The sequence below is a fragment of the Pseudoalteromonas sp. S1608 genome (genome assembly GCF_005887265.1).
GTDB classification, from domain to species: domain Bacteria; phylum Pseudomonadota; class Gammaproteobacteria; order Enterobacterales; family Alteromonadaceae; genus Pseudoalteromonas; species Pseudoalteromonas undina.
In genome coordinates this window covers 1-25,887 of record NZ_PNDK01000005.1, presented here as the reverse complement: position 1 = coordinate 25,887, position 25,887 = coordinate 1, and the positions used below count along the sequence as shown (strand labels likewise).

At 39.1% G+C, this 25,887-nt stretch carries 21 protein-coding genes and 2 pseudogenes; 8 read left to right on the top strand and 15 right to left on the bottom strand.

All coding sequences use genetic code 11. From position 1 onward, the window contains the following. Positions 1-99: 99 nt before the first annotated feature. Together CWB75_RS03635 and CWB75_RS03630 are read left to right on the top strand one after the other, a co-directional pair. Positions 100-786 (top strand): heavy metal response regulator transcription factor, encoded by a 687-nt coding sequence (locus tag CWB75_RS03635; protein WP_004588805.1) that lies wholly within the window; start codon positions 100-102, stop codon positions 784-786. Further along, the gene (locus CWB75_RS03630; RefSeq protein WP_055018910.1) at positions 776-2,173 is read left to right on the top strand and encodes a heavy metal sensor histidine kinase; all 1,398 of its coding nucleotides are present in this window, start codon (positions 776-778) and stop codon (positions 2,171-2,173) included. The genes CWB75_RS03635 and CWB75_RS03630 overlap by 11 nt, the downstream gene beginning before the upstream one ends. 317 nt (positions 2,174-2,490) lie before the next feature. Here CWB75_RS03630 and CWB75_RS03625 read toward each other — a convergent pair whose 3' ends face one another. The 5 genes from CWB75_RS03625 to cadR all read right to left on the bottom strand — a co-directional run bounded on the left by CWB75_RS03625 (position 2,491) and on the right by cadR (position 7,227). Next, complete coding sequence (locus CWB75_RS03625; protein WP_138569925.1) at positions 2,491-3,906, bottom strand: UvrD-helicase domain-containing protein; 1,416 nt, start codon at positions 3,904-3,906, stop codon at positions 2,491-2,493. Positions 3,907-3,915: 9 nt separating this feature from the next. Further along, a complete protein-coding gene (locus CWB75_RS03620) occupies positions 3,916-5,625 on the bottom strand; it encodes an ATP-dependent nuclease (protein ID WP_138569924.1) in 1,710 nt (569 codons plus the stop codon). A 447-nt stretch (positions 5,626-6,072) separates the two neighbouring features. Further along, positions 6,073-6,315 (bottom strand): MerC family mercury resistance protein, encoded by a 243-nt coding sequence (locus CWB75_RS19305; protein WP_327077832.1) that lies wholly within the window; start codon positions 6,313-6,315, stop codon positions 6,073-6,075. A 102-nt stretch (positions 6,316-6,417) separates the two neighbouring features. Next, entirely contained in the window at positions 6,418-6,786 is a 369-nt protein-coding gene (locus CWB75_RS03610) for a MerR family transcriptional regulator (RefSeq protein ID WP_028834999.1), read from the bottom strand. 51 nt (positions 6,787-6,837) lie between these two features. Continuing rightward, entirely contained in the window at positions 6,838-7,227 is a 390-nt protein-coding gene (cadR, locus tag CWB75_RS03605; protein ID WP_002962247.1) for a Cd(II)/Pb(II)-responsive transcriptional regulator, read from the bottom strand. A gap of 78 nt (positions 7,228-7,305) precedes the next feature. On the opposite strand from cadR, the pseudogene CWB75_RS03600 reads away from it, so the two are divergent. Both CWB75_RS03600 and CWB75_RS03595 read left to right on the top strand, forming a co-directional pair. Next, positions 7,306-8,036 (top strand): annotated as a pseudogene (locus CWB75_RS03600) (transglutaminase-like domain-containing protein). Further along, positions 8,023-8,910, top strand: coding sequence for a cation diffusion facilitator family transporter (locus tag CWB75_RS03595; protein WP_138569923.1), 888 nt, complete (start codon positions 8,023-8,025; stop codon positions 8,908-8,910). Before CWB75_RS03600 ends, CWB75_RS03595 begins: the two are co-directional and overlap by 14 nt. Before the next feature lie 84 nt (positions 8,911-8,994). Here the strand turns inward: CWB75_RS03595 and CWB75_RS03590 are convergent, their stop codons facing one another. From CWB75_RS03590 to CWB75_RS03570, 5 genes are all read right to left on the bottom strand, one after another. Then, positions 8,995-12,123: an efflux RND transporter permease subunit gene (locus CWB75_RS03590; RefSeq protein ID WP_010557527.1), complete on the bottom strand. Its 3,129-nt coding sequence runs from the start codon at positions 12,121-12,123 to the stop codon at positions 8,995-8,997. A gap of 10 nt (positions 12,124-12,133) precedes the next feature. Beyond that, on the bottom strand, positions 12,134-13,030 hold the full coding sequence (locus CWB75_RS03585) for an efflux RND transporter periplasmic adaptor subunit (protein ID WP_002962254.1): 897 nt from the start codon (positions 13,028-13,030) through the stop codon (positions 12,134-12,136). Positions 13,031-13,100: 70 nt separating this feature from the next. Beyond that, positions 13,101-14,393: a TolC family protein gene (locus CWB75_RS03580; RefSeq protein ID WP_138569922.1), complete on the bottom strand. Its 1,293-nt coding sequence runs from the start codon at positions 14,391-14,393 to the stop codon at positions 13,101-13,103. A 73-nt stretch (positions 14,394-14,466) separates the two neighbouring features. Next, positions 14,467-14,763, bottom strand: a complete 297-nt coding sequence (locus CWB75_RS03575; RefSeq protein ID WP_232007049.1) for a hypothetical protein — start codon at positions 14,761-14,763, stop codon at positions 14,467-14,469. Positions 14,764-14,848: 85 nt separating this feature from the next. Beyond that, complete coding sequence (locus tag CWB75_RS03570; RefSeq protein WP_002962256.1) at positions 14,849-15,748, bottom strand: cation efflux transmembrane domain-containing protein; 900 nt, start codon at positions 15,746-15,748, stop codon at positions 14,849-14,851. Positions 15,749-15,913: 165 nt separating this feature from the next. On the opposite strand from CWB75_RS03570, the gene CWB75_RS03565 reads away from it, so the two are divergent. The 4 genes from CWB75_RS03565 (at position 15,914) to CWB75_RS03550 (ending at position 22,096) form a co-directional block, all read left to right on the top strand. Beyond that, positions 15,914-16,264: a hypothetical protein gene (locus CWB75_RS03565; RefSeq protein ID WP_138569921.1), complete on the top strand. Its 351-nt coding sequence runs from the start codon at positions 15,914-15,916 to the stop codon at positions 16,262-16,264. An 81-nt stretch (positions 16,265-16,345) separates the two neighbouring features. Next, positions 16,346-17,563 (top strand): TolC family protein, encoded by a 1,218-nt coding sequence (locus tag CWB75_RS03560; protein ID WP_010388430.1) that lies wholly within the window; start codon positions 16,346-16,348, stop codon positions 17,561-17,563. Positions 17,564-17,627: 64 nt separating this feature from the next. Then, positions 17,628-18,884, top strand: a complete 1,257-nt coding sequence (locus CWB75_RS03555; RefSeq protein WP_010388432.1) for an efflux RND transporter periplasmic adaptor subunit — start codon at positions 17,628-17,630, stop codon at positions 18,882-18,884. An 11-nt stretch (positions 18,885-18,895) separates the two neighbouring features. Next, positions 18,896-22,096 (top strand): efflux RND transporter permease subunit, encoded by a 3,201-nt coding sequence (locus CWB75_RS03550; RefSeq protein WP_004588883.1) that lies wholly within the window; start codon positions 18,896-18,898, stop codon positions 22,094-22,096. Between the two features lie 462 nt (positions 22,097-22,558). On the opposite strand, the gene nth is transcribed toward CWB75_RS03550, so the two are convergent. From nth to CWB75_RS03525, 5 genes and pseudogenes are all read right to left on the bottom strand, one after another. Then, positions 22,559-23,221 (bottom strand): endonuclease III, encoded by a 663-nt coding sequence (nth, locus tag CWB75_RS03545; RefSeq protein ID WP_076923040.1) that lies wholly within the window; start codon positions 23,219-23,221, stop codon positions 22,559-22,561. 45 nt (positions 23,222-23,266) lie between these two features. Then, positions 23,267-23,965, bottom strand: a complete 699-nt coding sequence (locus tag CWB75_RS03540) for an electron transport complex subunit E (RefSeq protein WP_010388435.1) — start codon at positions 23,963-23,965, stop codon at positions 23,267-23,269. Continuing rightward, positions 23,962-24,600: an electron transport complex subunit RsxG gene (gene rsxG, locus CWB75_RS03535; RefSeq protein WP_138569920.1), complete on the bottom strand. Its 639-nt coding sequence runs from the start codon at positions 24,598-24,600 to the stop codon at positions 23,962-23,964. The genes CWB75_RS03540 and rsxG overlap by 4 nt, the downstream gene beginning before the upstream one ends. After that, positions 24,597-25,655, bottom strand: coding sequence for an electron transport complex subunit RsxD (gene rsxD / locus CWB75_RS03530; RefSeq protein ID WP_008115238.1), 1,059 nt, complete (start codon positions 25,653-25,655; stop codon positions 24,597-24,599). The genes rsxG and rsxD overlap by 4 nt, the downstream gene beginning before the upstream one ends. Then, positions 25,652-25,887 (bottom strand): annotated as a pseudogene (locus CWB75_RS03525) (electron transport complex subunit RsxC); the annotation flags it as partial. The pseudogene CWB75_RS03525 and the gene rsxD, both read right to left, overlap by 4 nt.

Sequence of the window (25,887 nt, the reverse complement as noted above, 5' to 3'; positions counted from 1 at the left end):
AACATTACAAAGTTGTAATGTTGGTGTCATGTTGCTGTAGTGACAGATACTGCATAATATTTGCAGAGGTAGTTGTTAGGACTTTAATGAAGGAATTGTATGCGCTTATTAGTTGTTGAAGATGAATCAAAGACAGGAGATTATTTAAAACAGGGGCTAAGTGAAGCTGGTTTTCAGGTTTCTTTGGCGCGCAATGGACTTGACGGTCATCACCTAGCAATGACCGACTTATTTGATGTAATAATACTTGATGTCATGTTACCTGACGTATCCGGTTGGAAAATTTTACAGTCGCTACGTGAAGCAGATAACAAAACCCCAGTACTATTTTTATCTGCTCGCGATAGTATAGACGATAGAGTAAAGGGGCTCGAACTTGGTGCTGATGACTATTTAATAAAGCCTTTTGCTTTTGCTGAAGTTTTAGCAAGAGTACGCACTCTTATTCGCCGTGGTGTAGTACAAACAGTTGACGATATACTGATAGTTGCTGATTTAGAAATGGATATTCCAAAGCGAAAAATACAACGTGCAGGCAAGCGTATTTTATTGAGTAATAAAGAGTTTAGCTTACTTGAACTATTGTTACGGCGCGAAGGTGAAGTACTGCCACGTTCGTTAATTGCTTCTCAAGTATGGGATATGAATTTTGATAGCGACACCAATGTGATTGATGTTGCCATTCGTAGGCTAAGAGCAAAAGTTGATGATGACTTTACTGTTAAATTAATTCATACGGTTCGTGGTATGGGCTATAAATTAGAGGTTGAAACTGATGGCTATTAAGTCACGGCCTTTATCACTTACGATGCGTGTTGTGTTGTTTGTCGCTGTAACCGTTATTGCGTGCTTAACTTTAGTTGCCACCTTAATAAATAGTTCGATAAAACATCATTTTTTCCAGCAAGATAGTAGTGAACTGCATGTTATTAATCAATCTATTGAATTAGTTTTAAGACAACAGTATAAATCAAACCTGAAACTTAAAAATGAATTATCTAACGCTGTAGCGGGTCATCACGGTGTTTACTATCAGGTAAATACCGCAAAAGGAGAGCTCATTTTTCAAAGTTCTGAACGAGATTTTAGTGATTTTGTAATGAGTGCTAATGCTTCAGCTGGCTTTAACCGTAACAACATTACCTCATGGCAAAATGATACCCACACCTACCGAGCTCTGGTGAGTAATTTAAGTACTGGGCAACAGCAATACAAAATTACTACAGCGATAGACATGAGCTTTCATTTACACTTTCTCAATCAATTTCAACAAAGTCTTTGGGCTATTATGTTTGGCTCTGCGGTACTCATTTTATTGGTGGCTTGGTTTGCTATACATCAAGGATTGAACCCTTTACGAGGTTTGAGTCAGAAAATGCATGACATCCAAACTAATAAGATGGATGTAAGGCTTGATGAAAATAAAGTGCCTATTGAGCTTGTTAATATGGTGCAGTCGTTTAACTCGATGCTCGACAGGCTCCAAGGTGAATTTATTCGTTTATCAAATTTCTCTAGTGATATTGCGCATGAGTTACGTACTCCACTAACAAATATAATCACTCAAACACAGGTTGGTTTATCTAAAAAAAGACAGTTGTTAGAGTATCAAGAATTATTGTTTTCTAATCTAGAAGAGCTGGAACGACTAACTAAGATGGTTAGTGATATGCTTTGGCTTGCAAAAACTCAGAATGGACTGGTTAAACCCGTTCAAAATACTCTAAAAAGCCATGATGAAATTGAAGCATTATTTGAGTACTTTGATGCTTTGGCTGAAGACTCATTGATTACATTTAAGAAAAAAGGTCAAAACCTTTGTTTTTATTGTGACAAATTACACTTTCGCCAATTATTATCAAACCTCCTATCCAATGCAATAAGGTATGCCCCAAAAGGCTCATCAATCACAGTAAATAGTGAAATATTTACCGCTGAAAAAATATGTATTTCAGTGATTAATACTGGGGAGAGAATACCTTCTGAGCATTTACCTTATTTATTTGACCGCTTTTATCGACCCGATAAATCGCGCCAACGACACAGCGATGGAGCTGGTTTAGGGCTTGCAATAGTTAAAGCTCTAGCGCAAGCAAACGGTGGAAATATAGAGGTCAGTTCAAATAATCAAACTACCAGCTTTAAAGTTTTTCTAAATTTAGCTAAAAGCTAATTATTAAATTTAATAACCCAATGTTTGCTTGTACCTCTAGACTTCCCAGCTTTCATTAAACACCGGTTTATAAACTTAAAGTACAAAACGGAAGTAAACTTCCGGTTTCTAACCCAATATTGCTATATTTCGGAAGCAAACTTCCGCTTATAGGAATTCAAAGGTAGTTATCGGAAATATACTTCTGTTTTTTGAAAGCGTTAACCTAGATAGCTATATGAGCCATTTTTCGGGGTCTTATTTGAGCGAAAAGCGGAGGGTCGGGTAAACTCGTTTTTGGACAAAAACGAGTTGGCTGAACAGTTGCAAAGAAGCAATTATGGAAGTGCTGTAGTAGAGCTTGCAATAGATATGGTTTTAGCACCTCTTGATAAGGCAACATATAAATTTTGGCTATTCATGTTAGTAACATCAATGATTAAACTGTGATCTGCTTCCAAGCCCTTGAGTAACAGAGTACTACCTATAGCCAAATTAGGAATACGGGTGTCACCTCGTTGACGTAGAATTTCTCTGGCTTTTTCCATACCCTGCTTGAAGCTCAAGGATGGATCGCAAACAACGCTATTAATGGCACTATTTAATGCCCTGAATGCCGCACGTCGATAGACTCTAATATTATTGTCAGCATCAACAGCATTCATAATTGCCAAAAAGTTAGCCGCTGCTTTCGTTTGAATAAATGCGACTATTGCTGCTTCGGTCAGGCTTGGTGCGCTTCTGTTTCTACCTGCTAATATTGTCCTTATTCTTGGAATCCAAGTTGAAGCACCAATTCCGGTAGCCAGTGCTCCAAAAATATTGACTACGCTAGTCGCTAATTGCTCGCCTAGTTCAACATCTAGCTGTCCAGCAAAAGTAATTAAATCTCTTAAATCAACGGGTTCAACCACATTAATCCCGTTATTTTGACTCGCATATAAATGTCTTGAGTTTGCGTTTATTGAATCACCAATAACTAACAGAGAATCTTGCGGATAAGCGTTTCTAAGCTGGTATTGTGCTGTACTCTTCAATCGCATATTTTCTTGATGATTTTGGCTTAGTTGAATATGCGATACCGAGTTAGGGCTATGCCTTAAATCAATACTGTTTCCGGTTATCAATCTCCTACGGCATTCCAACACCCACTCACCTAGCTCTTGGTTTTGTACGTTTATCCAGCGCCAAGGTGTATTCAACTCGGTTAGCAGCGGGAAATGATTTAAGACCTGACCTTGCCAATTAGGAATCTGCGTACCTCTAAAATTGAAAATCAACTGCATTGGATCCCCTAAAACTGTAGTTGGGATGCACTGTGCAATAGAGCAAACAATATTGTGTTGTTCTTGGTTACAGTCTTGGTATTCATCAACAATCAGACGTGAGTATGATGCTCTGATCACTTCATGCAGACTTCCAGTAGCCAAGTAACGACTCACCACACTTCTTAATTCAGGGTAATACGTTCGAGAGTTTTCAACGGGTGAGGCTATTTGACAATTGTGGCTAAAACTACTCGCGATTCTCACAGACCAGCCATCAATGGTCGATAATACGTAATTTTTTGCAGGAACTCTTGCTCTAGTCAGCCTCTTTCGAAGAGCAGTAACGCCAGCATTTGTATGGGTTAAAACCAAATATGGCTTAATAGTTGGAATCGCTAAAACTTCAACTATGAGTTGAGTTTTTCCGCATCCTGCTGGAGCTTCAATAGCCCCAATTTCATTTTCTAATATGATTTCTGCTGACACTTTTAGTCCCTATTGTCGTGCCCACGCAAGAAGATTATCTAACACTTGAGTGAAAACTGGTTGAATCCATTGTTTGTTAGGCCAAAGAACTGTTTCTGCGACATTTTCCATAGGCTCAATGTCTTTGTACCATTCTTTTTTCTTTGCTGATAGACCAAGATACGATCGATGAGCATCTTGAGGAGTCTGGGTACAAATTGTGAGGTTCAGCTGATTTTCAGTTGCGTTGGTAATGTGTGCATTTACCGCGACATTAGTTTTTCTCTCAACTGCAATATTTAACAATTGCGGAATGAGATTAAGGTGGCAGTTATTAAATATTGCCTGCTCAGTAGCTTGGCTATCCCCCCATTCAAACATAGGTATGCCAAGTTTCATTGCTTCTGTGATAGATGCTTGCTGCTGGTCATTAATATCTGAATCTTTGAATATTGAAACAGAGTAGCTCAATTCATTGAAGACTTTGGCTCGCTTAAACATATGACTGCCGCCTCCATCTGCATGCATGACACCAAGCGATTCAATACTGTGCCGCCCTTGGCTTTGCTCTACCGCATCGACACCTTTCAGAAGTCCTATTTCAGTTTTACCTTCACAAACTATTACTTTATTACTCAAGAATGCTTCAGCACATACTCGCAAAGTCGATTGATGCTCGTCGCTATCATTCATTGAATACATCAGGTGACTTATTTGAGGTTGCCTCGCTACTGATGACTTCCTCAAAATATGTATCTGTGACGATTTTAATTCTCGAAGAACATATGGGGAATGAGTTGTGATAAATACTTGCTGTGTTGGTTGCTGTTCTTTTGCACCGATTTCTTTTAATAAGCGACTAATTCTAAATGGTTCTAAGCCAAATTCTACCTCATCAATTATCAACAGTTTTGAGGTGGAAACCAATTTTTGAAGTCCCGCTAAAAGCAATCTAGTAGAGCCGGTACCCATTTGCCTAATTGGCGTTGCATTAACATCATGTAAGCTCACTGCGCCATGCGAGACAGAAACACTCGACACATCAAGTAAAGCTTGAAGCTCACCTACATTTACCCCAAGCGCAGATGCTACACCTTGAACACTTGCGAGGACATTGCTAATCCCATCCACATCTTGTTGTGCAAAGGATTGTCTGGCATTGCGAGAAACTTCGGCAAGTACTTCACTTACATCAAATCTATCTTCTAATAGCTTGTTTAGAAGTGAATTACGCCCCCACGTAAAATGGCGCGAAGACCCTTCTCCTAATCTAGTAGGTGATATTAGCTCCCTGTGACTCCAAGGAAGTCGCTTCTCTAATCCTTCCAAAGCAGCGCGATTTGAATATAAACCCCAGTCTGGATCTAAACCTTTATCCACGACCAACCTAACTGTAATAACAGTTTCAGTGCCTACTTGAGGCTCATCATAGAATTCCTGAGTAGTAATATTGTAAGAACGGAGAAAGCTGCCATAGCGCTCAATGCTGAGAAGCTCATTACTTAAGCACCCTAAAGTGACATAGATTTCAATTGGGTTATCCACATTGGAGTTATGGAAGTCAGCATCAGTAAAACTAATATTGCGCCTTGCGCCAAGACAAAAGTCTATTGCATCAAGGATGGAAGACTTTCCTGAGTCGCCCGGACCAATGATACAATTAACACCTTCAGTTGGATACCAATCCAAAGATTGAATACCTCTGAAATTACGTATACAGATGTGACGAATAAGCGACATGAAGCTTCCTGACTTGATTTTCCTTTTATTGCAGAAACATATCTAAATTTGCAACAAAAAGCAAAGCCCCGCTGATTCCATTTCAATAACGTGGAATAAAAAAATAAAAAGGTCTGTTCCTCTTTAAATAGCCTATTGCCATTTACGCAATTCCTTGTCTGCTTATTTAATGTCTAAATACATCAACCATAGGATCAGTAAGTGCATTTTTAGCCATTGTTGATAGCTATTCAACTCGTAATGGGGCAGAAACGAGTTAATCATGAATGACTGCTCATGGCACTTAGCCAAACTTCGGCAAAGAGCGAAAAGCAGACATTGACCGTTAATCGTTTCAACGACGGCAATTAGCCATACGTTGCATGTTTGCTCCCTTACTGGTTTTACGATATCCAAAACCGACATAACGACCATTAAGCAAATACCAAAGTAAAATAGGTATGTGCTTCAATCATATAGCCAAAGAGGATAAAGCGTTAATAGCACTGCTACAGGCCCTAGAATGCTGAAGACAGCTCTGGTATGGTTTTTATTTTTGTGCCAGTTGTATAAGTTTACCAATAGTTCCAAAGATGCAAAAATAGGTAAAAGCGTATTTACAGCTATTCCTTCGAAGTGAGAGAAGAAGCCTAGTCCTAATGCCGATGCAAGTGACCTTAATGCAGGGAAGCAGGCCGTGCCGCTAGCCAAACGCCACTAGAGCCTACTCTGTCTAATATTTTATTTATCATTTGAAAGTCTATTGGTTGATATTACCATCATTCTAAACTCCGTATATAAGTACGGAGTCAATCATTTTAATGAATCAATTATGGGGCAATGTGTTGGATCTTCGTTTTGCATACAGGTATTTGTCATATCCACAATTACTTTCTCTAAACGTTGAAGGTCATTAATTTTGTCTCGAATGATTGCTAACTTTTGTCGGCTTAATAGCTCAACTTGAGTGCAGTTGCTGTCCATAGACATTAGCGATTTTATTTCTCTTAACGTAAAGCCGAGCGCTTTGGCTTTTGTGATAAACCTAAGTTGTCCTGCTATTGTTTCGTCATATTGTCTATAACCAGATATTGGTTTTTCAGGTTGTGTAATCAGCCCTTCTCGTTCATAAAAACGAATGGTTTCTACATTTAAATTTAATGATTGTGCTAATTTGCCAATGGTTTACATTATTGCCTTTGTGAATACTACTAATCTAAAGTTATATTTAGTTTAGCTATCCAATGATTTGATGATGCCGCACGCTTCAATTGTATTGTCTGAACCACAAGCACTTGCCATCTGTTGTAATTCAGCTTTAAGCGCCCTTAATTCTTTCATACGTTTATTCACTAGTGCAAGTTGCTGATCAATTAATGCATTAACGCTAGAGCAGCTTTCTTCTGGCTTATTTTTTAATTCGATAAGACGTTTAATATCATTGAGTGATATATCTAGGCTGCGACAATGCTTTACGAATTCCAATTGTTTAAGTGCTTTACTATCATACAGCCTGAAATTACCTTCTGAACGGTTTGGATTTAACAGTAATCCTTCTCTTTCATAATATCTAATCGTTTGTATTGAACAGCCCGATTTTTTTGACAATTCGCCTATTTTCATCAATTTCCCCCAGACATTTGACTCTATAGTTACTATAGGATCTATAGTATAGGTATGCAACGAAAGGGATATATAAAAATGACTGAGAAATATTTAAACAATACGAATATCGTTAATTTTGAACACAAAGATATCCAATCCCTGATCGATCAACGAGGGTGGAAAAATTTGGATAATTTCAACAAAATTGGTGCCGCTTATCAGTTTGTAAAAGATGAAATAATGTTTGGCTATAACAAGAGTGATGATATTTCAGCAAGCGATGTGCTAGCAGATGGTTATGGACAATGTAATACTAAGGGTAATCTGTTAATGGCACTATTGCGTGGACTAGGTATCCAGTGTCGTTTCCAAGGTTTTACCATTGATCAGCAACTATAAAAAGGTGCTATCCTAAGCTTGTATTTTGGTTAGCACCTAAATACATCATTCATAGTTGGGTAGAAGTTTACTTTGAAGGGCGTTGGATAAACTTAGAGGGCTTTATATTGGATGAGCAATACTTAAGCTCACTACAGCAGAAATTTAGCCAAGCAAAAGATGAGTTTTGTGGTTATGGTGTTGCAACAAAGTGCTTATCTTCACCCGGTACGGATTGGCGTGGAGAGGATACCTATATTCAAAAAGAAGGTATTCATGACGACTTTGGGCTTTATGATTCACCAGATAAGTTCTATCTCGAGAAAGGTACTAATCTATCAGGTGTAAAACGTTGGTTGTATCAACGAGTGATCCGACATTTGATTAATATGAATGTATCAAAAATAAGAAATAAAAAAGTACTGGAGGTACAAAATGCACAACCATAGTCACAGTCATCAGCATGGTAAAGACGACCGGATTGGTTGGGCATTTTTCCTTAATGTGATATTTACCATTATCGAATTTATAGGTGGTTGGCTCACAAACAGTACGGCGATAATGGCGGATGCCGTTCACGATCTTGGTGATAGTCTTTCAATAGGTTTTGCGTGGATTTTAAGTCGTTTTTCAGATAAAGAAGCATCAGACAAATTCAGCTATGGTTATCGCCGACTTACACTTTTTGGTGCATTGGTAAATAGTATTGTTTTGATTATCGGCTCTATTTGGGTTTTATTTGAAGCAATACCTAAGCTGTCCAATCCTGAAATGCCTGTAGTTGAGGGGATGTTAGGGCTAGCCATACTCGGTGTTGCCGTAAATGGTTATGCGGTATTCAAATTAAAAGCGGGTGAAACACTAAATGAAAAAGTGCTGACATGGCACCTACTTGAAGATGTACTCGGTTGGGTTGCCGTTCTTATAGTCTCTATTGTATTGTTGTTCGTTGAACTGCCGATATTAGATCCTCTATTATCAATAGGGTTTACGCTGTTTATCTTATTTAACGTTTTCAAAAATCTTAAATCAACATTGGTGCTTTTTCTTCAAGCTGCACCCGATAAAGAGACCCAAGAGCGTATTAAGCAGTCATTAATTGAATTTCCTGAAGTAAATGGTATACACCATATGCATTTTTGGTCACTGGATGGTGAAAGTCACGTTTTAACAGCGCACCTTGAGCTGAGTGACAACTTTGGCGTTAAAGAATTAATTAAGCTTAAACAAGAGGTTGCAGCTAAATTATCTTCCTATCATTTATCGCATACGACGATAGAGTTTGAGTTTTTAAATGAAAATTGTAGGGATGAAGCAGAGTAAGTTTTATCAATAAAATTTTGGAGCATACAATATAAAAAGCAGCTTAATTAGGCATAACTTAGTAATTAAGCTGCTTTTTTGCTTTTAGATTTCGTCGGATTGCTGTTTGTTACTCTCAGCGCCATGCGCCCATTGATATAAAATAGGCAATACAAACAAAGTTAAAATGGTAGAAGATACAATACCGCCGATAACAACTGTTGCTAGTGGTCGTTGTACTTCTGCACCAATTCCAGTGTTTAACGCCATTGGAATAAAACCTAAACTTGCGACCAGTGCCGTCATTAAAATAGGTCTTAAACGAATGATGGCACCTTCAATGATCGCTACGTATAGGTCGCCTTTTTCATGCCAAAGATCTCGAATAAAAGCCAACATAACCAAGCCATTTAATACTGCGACACCTGACAATGCAATGAAGCCGACACCTGCCGAAATTGATAAGGGCATGTCTCTTAAATAAAGTGAAAATACGCCCCCTGTTAATGCTAAAGGCACGCCACTGAAAATGATTAATGCATCTTTTAATGAACCAAATGCTATAATCAAAATACCTAGGATAACAACCAATGTTATCGGTACAACTAGGCTTAATCGCTTACTTGCTGATTCTAGTTGTTCAAACGTTCCACCATAATCAAGCCAGTATCCTGCTGGAATTTCTCCTTCCTGATTAATTTTAGCTTTAACTTCTTTTACAAAACCGCCTAAATCTCTACCACGAACATTGACGGTAACCACAACTCTTCTTTTTCCGTTCTCTCGGCTAATCTGCGCGGGTAAAGACTCTGATTTAAGCTCTGCAACTTCTTCAATTGGCACATAGTTACCATTCTCAAGTGGAAGCGGCAGATGCTTCAAGCTATCGATATCCGTTCTTATTTGCTCTGGTAGGCGAACAACTAACTCAAACCGTCTGTCACCTTCATAAATGATCCCCGCAGATTCACCGCCAATCGCAGTGGCAACCCAGTCTTGCAATTCGGTAACGTTCAATCCATATCTACCAAGCGCTTCTCGTTTAGGAATTACTGATAAAGATGGAACACCTGTGACCTGTTCCATTCGAGCATCAGCGGCACCATCCACGGTTTTCACAATATTTAGAATATCTTTTGCGGTAAGTAATAACCGATCCAAATCATCACCAAATATTTTGATGCCGACATCAGCTCTAACGCCAGAAATCAATTCATTGAAACGCATTTGAATAGGCTGAGTGAATTCATAGTTGTTGCCTGGAATGTTTTTCAGTACTTTTTCCATTTCTTCAACTAATTCACTTTTTGGTTTTGAAGGTTCGGCCCATTCTTTACGTGGTTTTAAAATAACAAAGATATCAGCAATACTCGGTGGCATTGGGTCGGTTGCTACTTCTGGTGTGCCAATGCGCGAGAATACTTTATCAACTTCAGGAAACGCTTTAATACGTTGCTCAAGTACTTCTTGCATTTCTACTGATTGCTCTAGGCCAGTCGATGGAATTCTTAATGCCTGTAGTGCAATATCACCTTCATTTAATTGAGGAACAAATTCTGTCCCAAGCGTAGTTGCTAACCAAAGGCTATACCCCATTAACAGCGTTGAGAATGAAACAATAATCCAACGAAATTTCATCGCCATTTTTAACAATGGTTCATAAATAGACTTGGTTGAACGAATAACTACACTTTCTTTTTCGCTGATTTTACCTTTCATAAACACAGCTACAGCAGCAGGAACCAGTGTAACTGAAAGGATCATTGCGGAAATTAACGCCATAACGACAGTTGCCGCCATAGGGTGGAACATTTTCCCTTCAACGCCAGTTAGCGTGAAAATGGGGATGTAAACAACAGTGATAATTGCCACACCAAACAAGCTTGGACGTATCACTTCTGAAGTGGCTTCAAAAACGGTATTTAGGCGTTCTCTTAAGTCTTGCCTATGACCGTTGTGTTGGGCCTGTGCTAACCTACGGACAGAGTTTTCAACGATGATTACAGCCCCGTCCACTATCAAGCCAAAGTCCAATGCGCCGAGACTCATTAAATTGGCAGATACTCCTGCTTGCACCATACCTGTGATTGTCATTAACATGGAAATAGGGATAACAGCAGCGGTAATGAGAGCTGCACGTAAATTTCCAAGTAGAATAAATAACACAACAATAACTAAAAGCGCACCTTCAACGAGGTTTTTGGTAACGGTTGCAATCGCTTTATCTACTAACGTTGTTCTGTCGTAAACAGGCTCTGCGGTAATGCCCTTTGGCAGAGATTTTTGTATTTCGCTGAGCTTATGTTCCACTTCTAAAGCAACGGTGCGAGAATTCTCACCAATCAGCATCATGGTTGTACCAAGCACTGTCTCAATGCCATTACGAGTAGCAGCCCCTGTTCTAAGTTCTTTGCCTATAGCAACATTGGCAACATCACTTATTTTTACAGGAATACCATCGTTCTTTTTGATGATGACATTGAGGATTTCATCCATTGTCGCAAGTTGCCCAATGGAGCGCACTAACACTTGTTGTCCGTTTTGCTCAATATAACCCGCGCCACGGTTATCATTATTTTTACGTAATGCATCAGAAACGTCTTCAAAGCTTACCTGATGAAAAAGTAATTTTTCGGGTTTCGGCGTTATATGATACTGCTTGTTATAGCCGCCGATGCTGTTGACCTCAATGACGCCTTTAACTTGAGCCAATTGCGGTTTAATGATCCAGTCTTGTATTTCTCTTAAGGCAATAGCGGTATAAGGCTCTCCATTAGGCATTTTAGCGTCAGGAGAAGCTTGTACGGTATACATAAATATTTCACCAAGCCCTGTGGAAATAGGACCCATCTCTGGCTCTAAGCCAGAGGGAATAACGCCTTTTATCGCAGCTAATCTTGCATTGATTAAGTTGCGTGCGAAATAAATATCGGTTCCCTCTTCAAAGATAACGGTCACCTGGGATAAACCATATCTTGAAAGAGAGCGGGTGTGAGACAGCTTTGGTAGTCCAGCTAATGCGTTTTCTACTGGAAAAGTTACCCTTTGCTCCGCTTCTAAAGGTGAATAACCGGGGGCAGAGGTATTTATTTGTACCTGTACGTTAGTTATATCTGGAACAGCATCAATGGGAAGTTTTTGATAACTCCACATACCAACGCCGATGATTACCATCAGCAAGCTTAATACTAAATAGCGCCTATTTATTGCAAGACGCAAAATTGATTCAATCATATTGCGTCTCCTAGTCGTCGTCTTCTACTTCAGATTTCAAGATATCTGCTTTAATCAGATAACTGTTTTTGTTTACATATTCAGCGTCTTTACTGAGGCCATCAATGACCTCGATATAGTTTTTGTCTGAACGACCAAGGACAAGTGGTGCAAACTCGTACTCTTCATTTTCTTTTACAAAGACACCTAATTGTCCACCTAGCTCTTGTATGGCAACTTTCTCGACCGCTAAATCCACCTCAAATTGGTTTATCTTTACGTTGCCTTTTAATAATTGACCTGACGTTAGCTTTAACTCAGTGTTGTTTAATCGTACCCGTGCTAAAACATAAGGCTGATCTTTAGCTGGAATAATATTAGTGATGACTGAACTGAATGCGTGTTCACCTTGCTCAATATCAACATGCTGACCGACTTTGATTTGATTATATTGGCTGGTAAACACCTTAAATTCAGCCCACAAGGTGTCAAATTTGACGATTTCAAACAAGCTAGTGTTTTGCGTGATACCGCCAATATTTCCATTTCGCTGTAAAACAGTCCCAGAAACAGGCGATGTTATTTTATAAGTATTTAAGCTCTCATTAGATTCAATAACGGCTAATAGATCGCCTTTTTTTACCGTATCACCAACAGTGAAGTTTATTGTCTTTATAACGCCGTTATATCTAGCGCTAACTTGAAATAATTGTTCAGCGCCTATCGTCGTAGAGCCGTATACAGGGATAGTTTGGTTCAACGTTTTTGAAGCTAAATAGGCTGTTTCAACACCAACCTTTTTTGCCATGTTATTGTCGATTTTGCTTATGCCTTCTTCGCCTTCATGTTCATCTTCACTAGCGAAAACACTTTGAATGGGTGATAGATACCCAATAAAAATCAATAGTGCGAGTAAATAGTTTTTCATTTTGAATTCCTAAACGATTCAGTTAATCACTGAATCAATAAATTGTTATTAAACTTAAAGTGATGTTTATTTAGAGTGACAGCGCTTCGTTTGTTAGTTTTTCTATCTCTGCGCCATAAATTAGGGCAGCAGATGCCGCGTCAATAAGGGTTCGCCGAGCATTTAACAGCTCTTGTCTAGCCGATACATAATCAAGATATCCATATCGACCTTTTTGATAGGCGTCTTGAGTATCTTCCAGTGCATCTTCAAGCATTGGGATAACCGACTGCTTTAATGAATTAGCTGTTAATATGGCTTGTTTTCTATTGGAGTATGCTCGTAGTAAGTGATTTCTAAATCTTAACTTAGTCGCCTCTTTCTCTATGGCAACTTGGTCACGCTCTGCTAGCGCACTAGCGATTGCGCCAGAATTTCGCTTTTCAGCAAACAAAGGTAAGCTAAAGCCAGCGACCAGTGCCGTATCATTGGCTTCTTGAGAGCGCCTAACACCAACAGACCATTTGATATTGGCCGTTGACTCTGTTTTAGCCAACTGTAACTCGGCCTCTTTTAGTCGCTGCTCACTTGCATAAACTTGAATAGCAGGGTTTTTCTCTAATTTCGCAAAGAGACTACTAAAATCACTATCATTGCCAAACTGAAACAGATCTCCAGTTACTCTAGAGAATGACACTGATGTTTCTCCCCAGTAAGCTGATAAAGAAAGCTTTAGATATTCCAAGCGCTTTTGTTCAGATTGAAGGGTGAGGTTAGCCTGAGCAATAACTGCTTTTGAGCGTTTCACTTCAGCCTCAGGAGTAGCACCTGCGCGGTTACGCTGAGATACAATCTCTAAGGTTTCTTGTGCTAAGCTCAAAGCATTTTCTGCCAATATAACTCTTTGTTGGGCTGCAAGTACTTCCACGTACTTCTCAGTGACTTGAGCCATTAAATTAAGCGCAGAGACTTCTTTTTCAGCAGTGAGTAGTGTTCTTGATTTTGAAACAATTCCAATCCGCGCTGAGCGTTTATCTCCCATTTCGATAACCGAAGATAGAGCGACTGTTAATTCAGCACTGTCGAATGCATTAAATTCACCTGAGCCTGCAAAGTTCTCAGCTTCAAGCTCTAGTTCATAAGCAGGATTTAAACTTGCGATTTGTTCTCGTCCAATTAATGCCGTTTGCTTGAAATCAAATATTTTAAGTTCTGGATTTTGTTTAAGCGTCCACTGAATTGCCTCTTGAAGGTTTAACTGCTTCTCAAAGGCATAAACATTAAATGTAAAAAGTGACAAAGCGAGAAACGCGATATATTTAAGCCGAGGTGTTACACACCTTAAAATTGCTATCTTGCGATGCACACAGGTATTAAGTGCCATGTATACTTTCCTATAAATTTATATGTGATATTTAGGTCATTAACATTTGACCTTTCTTAATTTTCTATAAAATTTAGGCGTATTTAGGTGGGCGGAATGGCACCGAGATATAGCCTTTTAGCTCAGGGGAAACTAAGGCGTAGGTAGGGAAATATTCTATTGCTTGTAAAATATTACAAGAAGAATCTGTATTTAAAAATAACTGACAGCAGCAACAAAAATTACAATTATCAATTAAAGTTTGGCTATTACCCTCCTCAAATAAATTAGAGCTTTCAGGAGCTTTTAGCGGGGTAATAGACTCAGTTAGTGATATATTAAAAGAACTTTCAATTAAGTTTCCTTCAATCTCTTCTTGCGAAAAAAACACAGACTGCACCGCGATTAAAATCATTATCACGTATGATATATATGGTTTAAAATATGACGGGTGCATTCTTTTAACTACTTTCTACTTAAGACTTTAGCTGTAAGATGCGGCGAGCACCGTTTAAAACGACAACAGCAATAATCAAACCAATCACTAAATCTGGATAACGGCTGCTAGTTACTGTAACTAATAAGCCAGCTAAGATTACACCTACGTTTGCGATTACGTCATTTGCGGAAAAAATCCAACTCGCTTTCATATGAGCGCCGTCTTCTTTGTTGCCAAATATTAAAAACAGACAAGCAATGTTAGCGATTAGTGCTATTCCACCAAATATCATCATTAAAGAAGAGATAGGTTCACTACCGTAAATAAAGCGTCTTACGACTTCACTCAAAGCACCTAGCGCTAGAATAATTTGAAGTACACCAGATATATGTGCCGCTCTAAGTTTCATGCTTATGCTTTTACCGACAGCATATATAGCTAAACCATAAACAGCAGCATCAGCAAACATATCTAATGAGTCGGCAATAAGGCCAGCAGATTGCGCAATAATCCCAGCAATTACTTCTATAAAAAACATGACTCCATTAATGGCTAACAACCATTTTAGCGTTGATGCTTCTTTCATCTCATTTTTTTGGGCTAGATCTTTTGCTTTTGCAGCTTCGGTGCTGCAACTTTCTTTAGTTGATGCCAACTCTGCACCGAGATTGAGTTGTTGTAATTTTTTTGTTATCTCATCTAAATTTTCATCATGAAAAACCTTGACTAAACGGCTAGGAATATCAAATTGCAACCCAACTGAAGGCTCAATTGAGTCAAGTGCTAACCTAATCAATCTCTCTTCTGAAGGACAGTCCATTTGAGGTACTTTAAATGTACTGACAAACGCGCCACTATAGTTATCTAATTGTGTATCAATTTTTACATCTTCATTGGTAGAAGATGATTGACACTGACCACTACATTTTTCTGACATATTTAACACTCCGTAATAATATTAAAATAAGTATAAAATCTATAGTGGCTATAGAGTCAAATAAAAAATTATTTAATGTAAAAGCGTGGAAACTGAATTGAAAAGCTAGTTTAAGAAAATAGTTTCTGCTAGTATTTTAAATACTATATTTAACTGGTGATAACTTTGAACCTTAATGTTGTACTAAAAATGCTCTTGGTTATTTCGATTGTTTTACAATCGTTAACTGCTGTAGCATCCTCAACATCTGAGAATCACCAAATAGATATAGAGCACCTTCAAACTCAACATGATCATGACGATGATCGAAATGTTTTAAATGATAATACAGATGATGAGCAGCATAATGAAAAAGATTGTCATCACTGCGGTCATTGCAGTGGCAGCCACTTATCTTGGATTTTAGTCAGTAATTCAAATACCACGGGCAAACTAAACATTATCAATAAAACGCCTTATCAAATTGATCAAACAAATACTTACCTTGAAGCGATACTTCGCCCACCCATTTCTTAATTAGATTGATTTTTAATGACCTATTTGTCCATGAGAAGGATAAAGGGTTCGTGTTTATAAATTAAAAAATTAAGAAGTTTTATGTATATATTTTTAAAAAATACAGGTTTAACCCTGTCTTTATGCATGGCTGTGAGTTTTTCAGTTGCCACTTATGGCAAACAGAAAAGTATTTCATGGCTAGATAGTCAAATAAATAAAGATCCCGAAGTTGTTGCGGCTAAAGAGTTACTTAATGCAAGTAATCATAGAGCCAAAAGCTTAACTCAAGCCGTATATAACCCAGAGCTTGAAGCAAGCTATGAAAAAGAAGGTGATTTTGATAATTACTCTATTGGTATCAGTCAAACGATAGATTTTTGGGATAAGCAATCAACAAATAAAACCATTGGTGAAATTGATGTTTATGCAAACCAGCAACAATTGTTATCTCTACTCGATTCTAAAAAGGCTAATGCCTTAACTGCATTAGTTAATTGGCAAGCAGCAAAAAAAGCTGCTCAGTTACTTTCAGAAAGAGAAGAGCAATTGCAAACGCTCGTTGGAATTGTTGAAGACAAACGAAAAGCTGGACTTCTAGAGCCACTTGACGCTGAGCTAGTCTATTTAAACTTGTCGCAAATTTTTAGTGAAATATCTGAGTCTCAAATTGCTTTGAAAAATGCAGAGGTAAAGGTTCAGGAGTTATTGCCTGATTGGACGCCTAATACTACCAATTTGTTTTCATTTACTTTTGGAGCAACAAGCTACTCATTTAACTCCCAGTGGGTTGAGGAACATCCAAAAGTTAAACTTGCTAGAGCGAAATGGAAGGGACAACAATCTAAAGCTCAACTAACCACTATGGAATCTAAAGCTAATCCAACCATTGGCGTTAGCGCAGGGAAAAGTGGAGATGAAGACTTGGTTGGTGTGACTTTTTCAATGCCTTTAAACATCAGAAATAACTATACAGATAATGTTAAAGCCGCTTATTCAGAAGCCATTGCAGCCGAGGCGAATTTTCAGTCGGTATATCGAAAGCAGTCTTTTGAAGCAAAAGCTAATTATGAATCGCTTAATGTCAGTAGAAAATATTATGAGCAATGGCAAAAACTGACAAAAGGCAGATTAGATAGCAGCGAAAACTTATTAAATAAGCGCTGGCAAGCTGGTGATATTAATACTTCTGACTACTTACTTGCATTAAATCAACGTGCGGAAGGGCTTCATGCAGGAATACGTTTGGAAAATCAATTCAAGCTTGCAGAAATATCCTTCATTTTAAGTATGGGTCAGTTATCCAAATTTGAGATTTGAGCGCTTTGTTTTTTCAGTAGCGAAAAACGAAATCTTAAATTTATTAAAAATATAGGTTACAAAAATGAATACAGTAATTAGTAAAAAATTTTTAGCCGTAGTAATTAGCAGCCTGTTAGTTGGGTTTACTACAAATCATGATGCTTTTGCACAGTCGTCAGATGGAACTGGTTCTGTCACAAACGTTTCGAAACAAGAAGAAAAAGAACATCAAGATGAGCATGAACACGAAAAGGGACATGAAGAAGATAAAGGTGACCATGACGAGCACGGCCATGAAGGTGGTAATAAAGAGGGAGAAGAAGAACATGAAGAAGGTATCACTATTGATCCAAAGAAGATGTCGCTTGCTAAAATTAAAGTGGAAAGTGTTAAGCCTGAATATCAATTTAGCTCCGTATATGCACCTGGCGAAATAAAAGCTAATGGCTATAAAAGTTATGTGGTATCACCACGTACAGAGTCAGTCATTATCAGTCGCCATGCAGCGCTTGGCGAGTATGTAGAAATAGGTCAGAAGTTAGTTACATTATTTAGTGAAGCAATGGCACAAGCACAAGCTGACTATTTAATCGCTTCAACCGAATGGCAACGTGTAAAAAAGCTGGGTAATAAGACGGTGAGTGAAAGTCGATTATTACAAGCTGAAACAACATACAATGCGAGCTATGGCAAGCTCATTGCTTTAGGGTTAACTGAAAAAGCAATAAATGGTATTTCTAACAAAGACATTAAAGCATTTGGGCAATATGCATTAACGGCGCACCGTGAAGGTGTCGTGCTTCAAGACGACTTTATCCAAGGGCAACGTGTTGATGCTGGGGATTCAGTCATGTTGTTAGCTGATGAAAAACAACTATGGGTTGAAGCAAAAGTTTCTCCAAATAAAAAGCTAAATTTATCAATTGATTCTCCTGCGGTACTTAAATTAGAAGGCCAGAGTTACAATGCCAAAGTTATCCAAGAAGCCCATACAATTGATCCCGTAACTCGTACAAGAATTATTAGATTGGGGGTACAGAATGCTGATGATAACCTTCATTCAGGTATGTTTGTAAAAGTTTACTTTCAGTTTGCCACAAAGCAGAAAGTGATGGCTGTGCCAGAAGAAGCATTGATCCGCAGCGCAGATGGTGATTGGACCGTATTTGTCGAAGACCACCCTGGAGAATTTAAAGCTGTAGAAGTAGAACTAGGCCGAGCCTTAGGTGATTTTAGGGAAATCATTGGCCTTGATAGTGGGACGCGAATTGTAACCAAAGGCGCATTTTTTGTTGCTTCTGAAATCGCTAAAGGCGGATTTGATCCGCATAACCACTAAGGAGCAAGACTATGTTTAATAAAATAATAGATTGGTCTGTTAATAATAGACTCCTGATTTTGATTGCGCTGTTTGCCACAATTGTCGGCGCAATTATGGTTATACCAAAACTAAATTTAGATGCCTTTCCTGATGTTACTAATGTTCAAGTTGCTGTAAATACTGAAGCGCCAGGACTAGCTGCTGAAGAAGTTGAACAACTCATTACGTACCCCATTGAAGCGGTCATGTATGCCTTACCTGATGTAGAACAAGTGCGCTCAATTTCTAAAACAGGCTTGTCTGGCGTCACGGTTGTTTTCAAAGAAGGCACCGACATTTACTTTGCAAGACAACTTGTATTTGAGCGTCTTCAAGCCGCAAAAGAACTGATACCAGAAGGTGTCGGCACACCCGAAATGGGGCCAAACACCTCAGGGCTAGGCCAAGTATTTCAGTACCTTCTTATTTCAGATAAAGATGCAGGCTATGATGCTATGGCACTCAGGAGTCTCAATGATTGGGTAGTAAAATTACTCGTTATGCCTGTCGATGGTGTTACTGATGTACTCTCCTTTGGAGGTATTGTTAGGCAGTACCAAGTAAATGTAGATCCATCTAAGCTTCTTTCTTATAACCTAACGCAAGAAGACGTTGTTGGTGCCCTAGATAACAACAATGCCAATGTTGGTGGATGGTATATGAACCGTGGGCAAGAGCAGCTTGTTATTAGAGGTGCAGGTTGGTTTGAAAGTGGTGACGCTGGTATTAGTAATATCAAACAAGTTCCCGTCAAAACAGTTGATGGGACAGTTGTGACGGTTTCGGATATTGCTAAAGTTGAAATGGGCAGTGAAATTCGTCAAGGTGCTGTCACAATGACGCGCAAAACCGAAGACGGTAAAGTCGAAAATTTAGGTGAAGTTGTCTCTGGCATTGTCTTAAAACGCATGGGGTCTAATACTAAAGCCACCATTGATGGTATCAATGCAAGAATCCCATTAATTAATCAAGCATTGCCTAAAGGTGTTCGCTTTGAACCATTTTATGATCAGGCTGATTTGATTGAAAAAGCCGTTGATACAGTAGTTGATGCACTATTACTAGCATTTATTTTCATCTGTATTGTATTAGCACTATTTTTAATGAATATACGTGCAACCTTCCTTGTCCTAATATCTATTCCAATTTCAATTGGTATCGCGTTAATGATCATGGCTTGGTGGGGCATTTCTGCAAACCTTATGTCATTGGGTGGCATTGCCGTAGCCATTGGTATGCTAGTTGATGGTTCAGTCGTGATGGTTGAAAACATGTTTAAGCATTTAAATAGACCAGACTCTACCCATTTAAAAACTGTAAAAGAAAGAGTGCCTAGTGCTGATACTGATCCACATGATGTAGAACAAGATGAGCATGGTATTAAGTTACGTCTTCAAAATGCGGGTAAAGAAGTGGCTCGTCCCGTATTTTTTGCAGCTTCTATTATTTTAGTCGTATTTACGCCTTTATTTAGCTTTGAAGGTGTTGAGGCAAAGTTATTTCAACCTATGGCAATAAGCATCATTTTAGCTGTTATATCTGCTATTGTGGTTGCGTTGTTTGTTGTACCCGCTTTAGCTACTTATTTATTTAAGTCAGGTGTAAAAGAGAGGGAAAGCTTTGTTCTTAGGCCATTAGACAAACTCTACAGAAAAGGGCTTACATTCGCACTAAAACGCACCAAATTAGTCATTTCAGCCGCACTTATATTAGTTTTCTCTGCCTTTGCATTAGTTCCATTAATTGGTACTGAATTTGTACCTGAGTTAGAAGAAGGGACGATAAACTTAAGAGCAACGCTTGCACCTTCTTCCAGTTTAGATACCGCGCTCACTGTGGCACCAATTCTAGAAGAAAAACTAATGGCTTTCCCTGAAGTAACCTATGCATTAAGCCGAATTGGTCGAGCAGAAATAGGTGGAGACCCAGAGCCTGTGAATAACATCGAAATTTACATAGGGTTGAAGCCTGTTTCTGAGTGGACCAGTGCATCTAATCGATATGAACTTCAAGGAAAAATGGAGAGATCTTTAGAAGAATTCCCTGGGTTGCTACTCAACTTTTCTCAACCTATTGCGACTCGTGTCGATGAGCTACTATCTGGTGTTAAGGCTCAGTTGGCGATAAAGTTGTTTGGGCCTGAACTTGAGGTACTGGCGGCTAAAGGTCAAGAAATAGAAACAGCAATTAAAAACATTGAAGGTGCAAGGGATGTTGCATTGGAGCAAATTGCTGGTGAAGCGCAATTGGTGATAAGTCCTAACAGGCAAGAACTATCGCGCTTTGGATTGTCTGTGAGTGACATAATGGAGGTTGTGCGTGATGGTATTGGTGGTGTTGAAGCCGGACAAATAATCAATGGTAATGAACGTTATGATATTTACGTTCGCATAGAGGAAGAGTACCGAAGTAACAAAGAAGCTATTGCTGATATTCGGCTTCAATCACCTACTGGTGCTTGGGTGCGACTGGGTGACGTAGCCTCAGTCTCATTTGAGTCAGGCCCACCACAAGTTAGACGCGATGATGTACAACGAAGAGTCGTTATCCAAGCAAATGTACAAAATCGAGATATGGGAAGCGTGGTTGCCGATATCAGAACGGTAATTGCTGAAAAGGTTGACTTACCTTCAGGTTATTCTGTTTCGATTGGCGGCCAGTTCGAAAGTCAAAAACGTGCTCAAAATAGGTTAGCTATAGTTGTACCTTTATCGTTAGCACTAATCGCACTACTACTTTACTTTGCCTTTGGTTCTGTTGGTCAAGCTATGCTGATATTGGTCAACGTGCCGCTTGCTGTAATTGGCGGAGTTTTCTCCTTATATTTATCTGGACAATACTTGTCTGTACCAAGCTCCGTTGGCTTTATTACCTTATTTGGTGTAGCGGTATTGAATGGGGTCGTTATGGTAGAAAGTATCAACCAACGTATTAAAGACGGTCTAGAAGCATCTAAAGCCGTTTTTGAAGGCGCTACTTCAAGATTAAGACCTGTACTTATGACTGCTATAACATCAGCTTTAGGTTTGATACCGATGTTAATGTCTAATGGTGTTGGTGCAGAAATACAGCGCCCCTTAGCGAGTGTTATTGTTGGCGGCTTGGTAACTGCAACACTGTTAACATTATTTGTTTTACCTGTTTTATATCGCTGGTTTTCAGAGAAAAAAATAAAAGAGCTATCCAGATAAAATGACTGTGAACTCTAACCCCACGCTAAAGTCACGTTTAGCGTGGGGTTATTGAGTAGATGAACGAAAAGAAAGATTAGATTTAACAATAAACTAATAGTCATGACTGCTTTGTCGGAATATTTGTCGTTAAACAGGCCAAAGCTAACTTCCGCTTTCGTATCTTTGCAGTCTTAATCTTTATGTGTCTCAAGGTCGGCTTATGGCACAAACCAGAAATAGCTTCCAATGAATTCTGTATTTAAATTTTAGTTTTAAGCTGGGCTCTAATTAATAAATCATAATCTAATTGCAACACCTTGCTTAAATTCAAATTATTCTTAAGTTAACGCAAATTTTCAATTTAACTGGTGCTGGCCTAATAAAGGCTCATATGAGAACCAAATAGCCAACTTATTAAATGGAAACTAAAAAATGTGGCTGTTAAAAGGTTTATACTAACTAAAAAGTAACTACTCTTAGCTATGACTCAGTTTTCTCTTTATAGTCACACAAATCCTCGATTATACAGCTTCCACATTTTGGTTTTCTCGCTGTACACGTATAGCGCCCATGTAAAATAAACCAATGATGGAGGTTAAACATAAACTCTTTTTTATTTGGCGTATTTTTAATTATGGCCTGTTCTGTCTGCTCAACAGTTTTACCTTTAGCGTAACCCGAACGGTTTGCAAGACGTTGGATGTGAGTATCTACTGCTAAAAAGTATCTACCTTCATTATCCTTTAGCCAGCCGAAGGCCGTATTTAATACTACGTTAGCAGTTTTACGGCCAACGCCAGGGAGGGCTTCTAGGGCTTCACGATTTTCTGGCACTTCACCGTTATGCTGATCTACCAATATTTGGCACATTTTATATACATTGGCTGCTTTTGAATTAAATAAGCCGATGGTTTTTATGTAATCACGCAGTGTGTCGTGGCCAATATCTAAAATGGCTTGTGGTGTATTAGCAACCGGAAATAATTTACGAGTGGCTTTATTTACCCCAACATCGGTTGCTTGTGCTGAAAGCGTAACGGCAACTAATAACTCAAACGGGCTTGAATATTCAAGCTCCGTTTCAGGATGTGGATTGTCGTCGCGTAAGCGAGTAAGTATTTGGTGACGTTTTTCTTTATTCATGTAACTTAAAACGCATTAGCTTTATTAAGTTAATGCGTTTTCCCCTTAAGTTAAGCTAGTAACACGCGCTCGAGGGCCTTTTTCAGCTTCTGGCGGTGCGACTTGTTTTGATTTTATTTGTGCATCAATTACATTTTTAGCGGCAATCAGCAGACCAAGCCCTAAGAATGCGCCCGGTGGTAAAATGGCCAGTAAAAACTGGCTATCAAAGCTAAACACCTCAATGCGCAATATAGCAGCCCAAGGCCCGAGTAATAAATCGGCACCATCAAATAATGTGCCTTGTCCAACCAGCTCTCGCATAGCACCAAGTACAACCAGTACCAACATAAACCCTAAGCCCATCATTAAGCCATCAAAGGCAGATAAATGTACTGGATTTTTTGAGGCAAATGCTTCAGCACGGCCAATAATGGCGCAGTTAGTTACAATTAACGGAATGAAAATCCCTAAAGATTGGTAAAGGCCAAAAGTGTAAGCATTCATTAACAGCTGCACTATTGTTACAAAACCGGCAATGATCATCACAAACACAGGTATTCTAATATCTTTAGGTACCCAGTTACGCACTATTGATACGGTAATATTAGAGCCCACTAATACCAATAAGGTTGCTAAGCCTAAACCTAGCGCATTAGTAATTGTAGAGGTAACAGCGAGTAAAGGGCATAAACCTAATAACTGTACCAAGGCGGGGTTATTTCCCCATAAGCCTTCTTTGTAAAGGGTTTTTAATTCGCTCATGGCGTTACCTCTGGGCATGCGTTTGCTGCTGTGAACAGAGCATCAAAGTTATCTTGTGCATAAAGTACCGCGTTTTTGACTGAGCCTACAACGGCACGAGGTGTAATTGTAGCGCCAGTAAACTGATCAAACTGGCCGCCGTCTTTTTTAACAGCCCAACGATCGTCGCTTTCGCTTTGTACTGTTTTTGTATTAAATGTGGTGATCCAGTCTGATTTTTTTATTTCAACTTTATCACCTAAACCTGGTGTTTCTTCATGTTTGGTTACCCTTACACCCGCAACGGTACCATCGCGATATACTGCACTGAGTAAGTTTATATCACCACTGTAGCCGCTAGGGGTGACATGACGAATGACTAATGCCACAGGTTCGTTATCTTTTCGGGCACGATAAATAACTTGGTTGTCGTATGGCCCTAGTAATGGATCAGATATAATTACACAATCTTGCGATAGCTCATTGCTGTATTTGGAATGTGGCAATACTTCTTGAAGCTGATTAGTTAATTGCAACTGCTCTTGCTCTGCAATTTTATCAGCGGTAAGTGTATCAATTGTGGCAACGAGTCCAGTTGTTAGTAACGCAAACCCACACAATATTGCGCCATTTTTTACCATTGAAGAAATAATCATTTTACTGCTCCATGGCCGTAGGTTCTTGGTTGTGTATAGTAATCGATAAGCGGTACCGCTATGTTTATTAGCAACACCCCAAATGCAACTGCATCAGGAAAACCACCAAAGGTGCGAATTAAATACACGATTAAACCAATTGCTGCACCATAAATAAGGCGACCTCGATTGGTGGTTGCAGCTGATACAGGATCGGTGGCGATAAAAAAGGCCCCCAGCATAGTCGCACCACTAAACAAGTGAAACACTACACCCGGCTCTGTACCTGGCGAGGCAATATAACCAATTGCTGCGCATAAGCTTAAGCTTGCAATAAAACTCACTGGTATATGCCAGTTAATTACTTTTGTTTTTAACAGGTAAAGGCCGCCGAGTAAGAAGGCTAAGTTAACCCATCCCCAACCTAGGCCAGTCCACTCATTAAATACGCTCTTTTGCATGCTCTCTGTCACCGTTAGTCCGTGAGCAATATCTGTTTTTAAGGTATCAAGTGGGGTAGCCATTGTGCTGCCGTCTATTCCTACTCGGAGCTGATCTAAGCTGTATCCTAACGTGGTAAAGTCGCTAAAGATTAAGCTTAACTGCTGGCTAAAAGTAATACCCGTATTAAGTAATTCTGTAACGGGTAACCAAGCAGTCATTTGCACAGGGAACGACACTAATAAAAGCACATAGGCTGCCATTGCAGGGTTAAATAAATTAAACCCTAAACCACCATATAGCTGTTTAACAATAACTATGGCAAACAAACACCCTATAACAATAATCCACCAAGGCGCTAAAGGCGGAATACTTATTGCCAATAACACACCGGTAAGCCATGCACTGCCATCGCTTAATGCAGGCCAAATAGGGCGCTTACGCATTAACATAACGGCTGCTTCAAACGCGCTTACACACACTAACGCCAATAATAATTGGATAAGGACACCGGTGCCAAAAAATACAACTTGCGCAATAACACCAGGAATACAAGCCGCAATTACAGTTAACATTAACCGTGTCACAGATTTGTGACTATGATTGTGGGGTGAACTGGCCATGGTTAGTTTCATGACTGATCGTTTCCTTCTTTTTGTTGCTTTTTAGCTTTAGCACGAGCAATAGCGGCGGCTACGGCGGCTTTCTTTTTTTCTTGAGCTGTTTGCTGTGAACCTTCTGAAGATTCATCGTTGATTTGTGGCTCAGTGTTTTCACTTTGTTTTGCTAATTCATCAGCCTGCGCTGCTTTTTTGGCTTTAGCACGGGCAATGGCTGCAGCGACGGCAGCTTTTTTATCAACGGCAC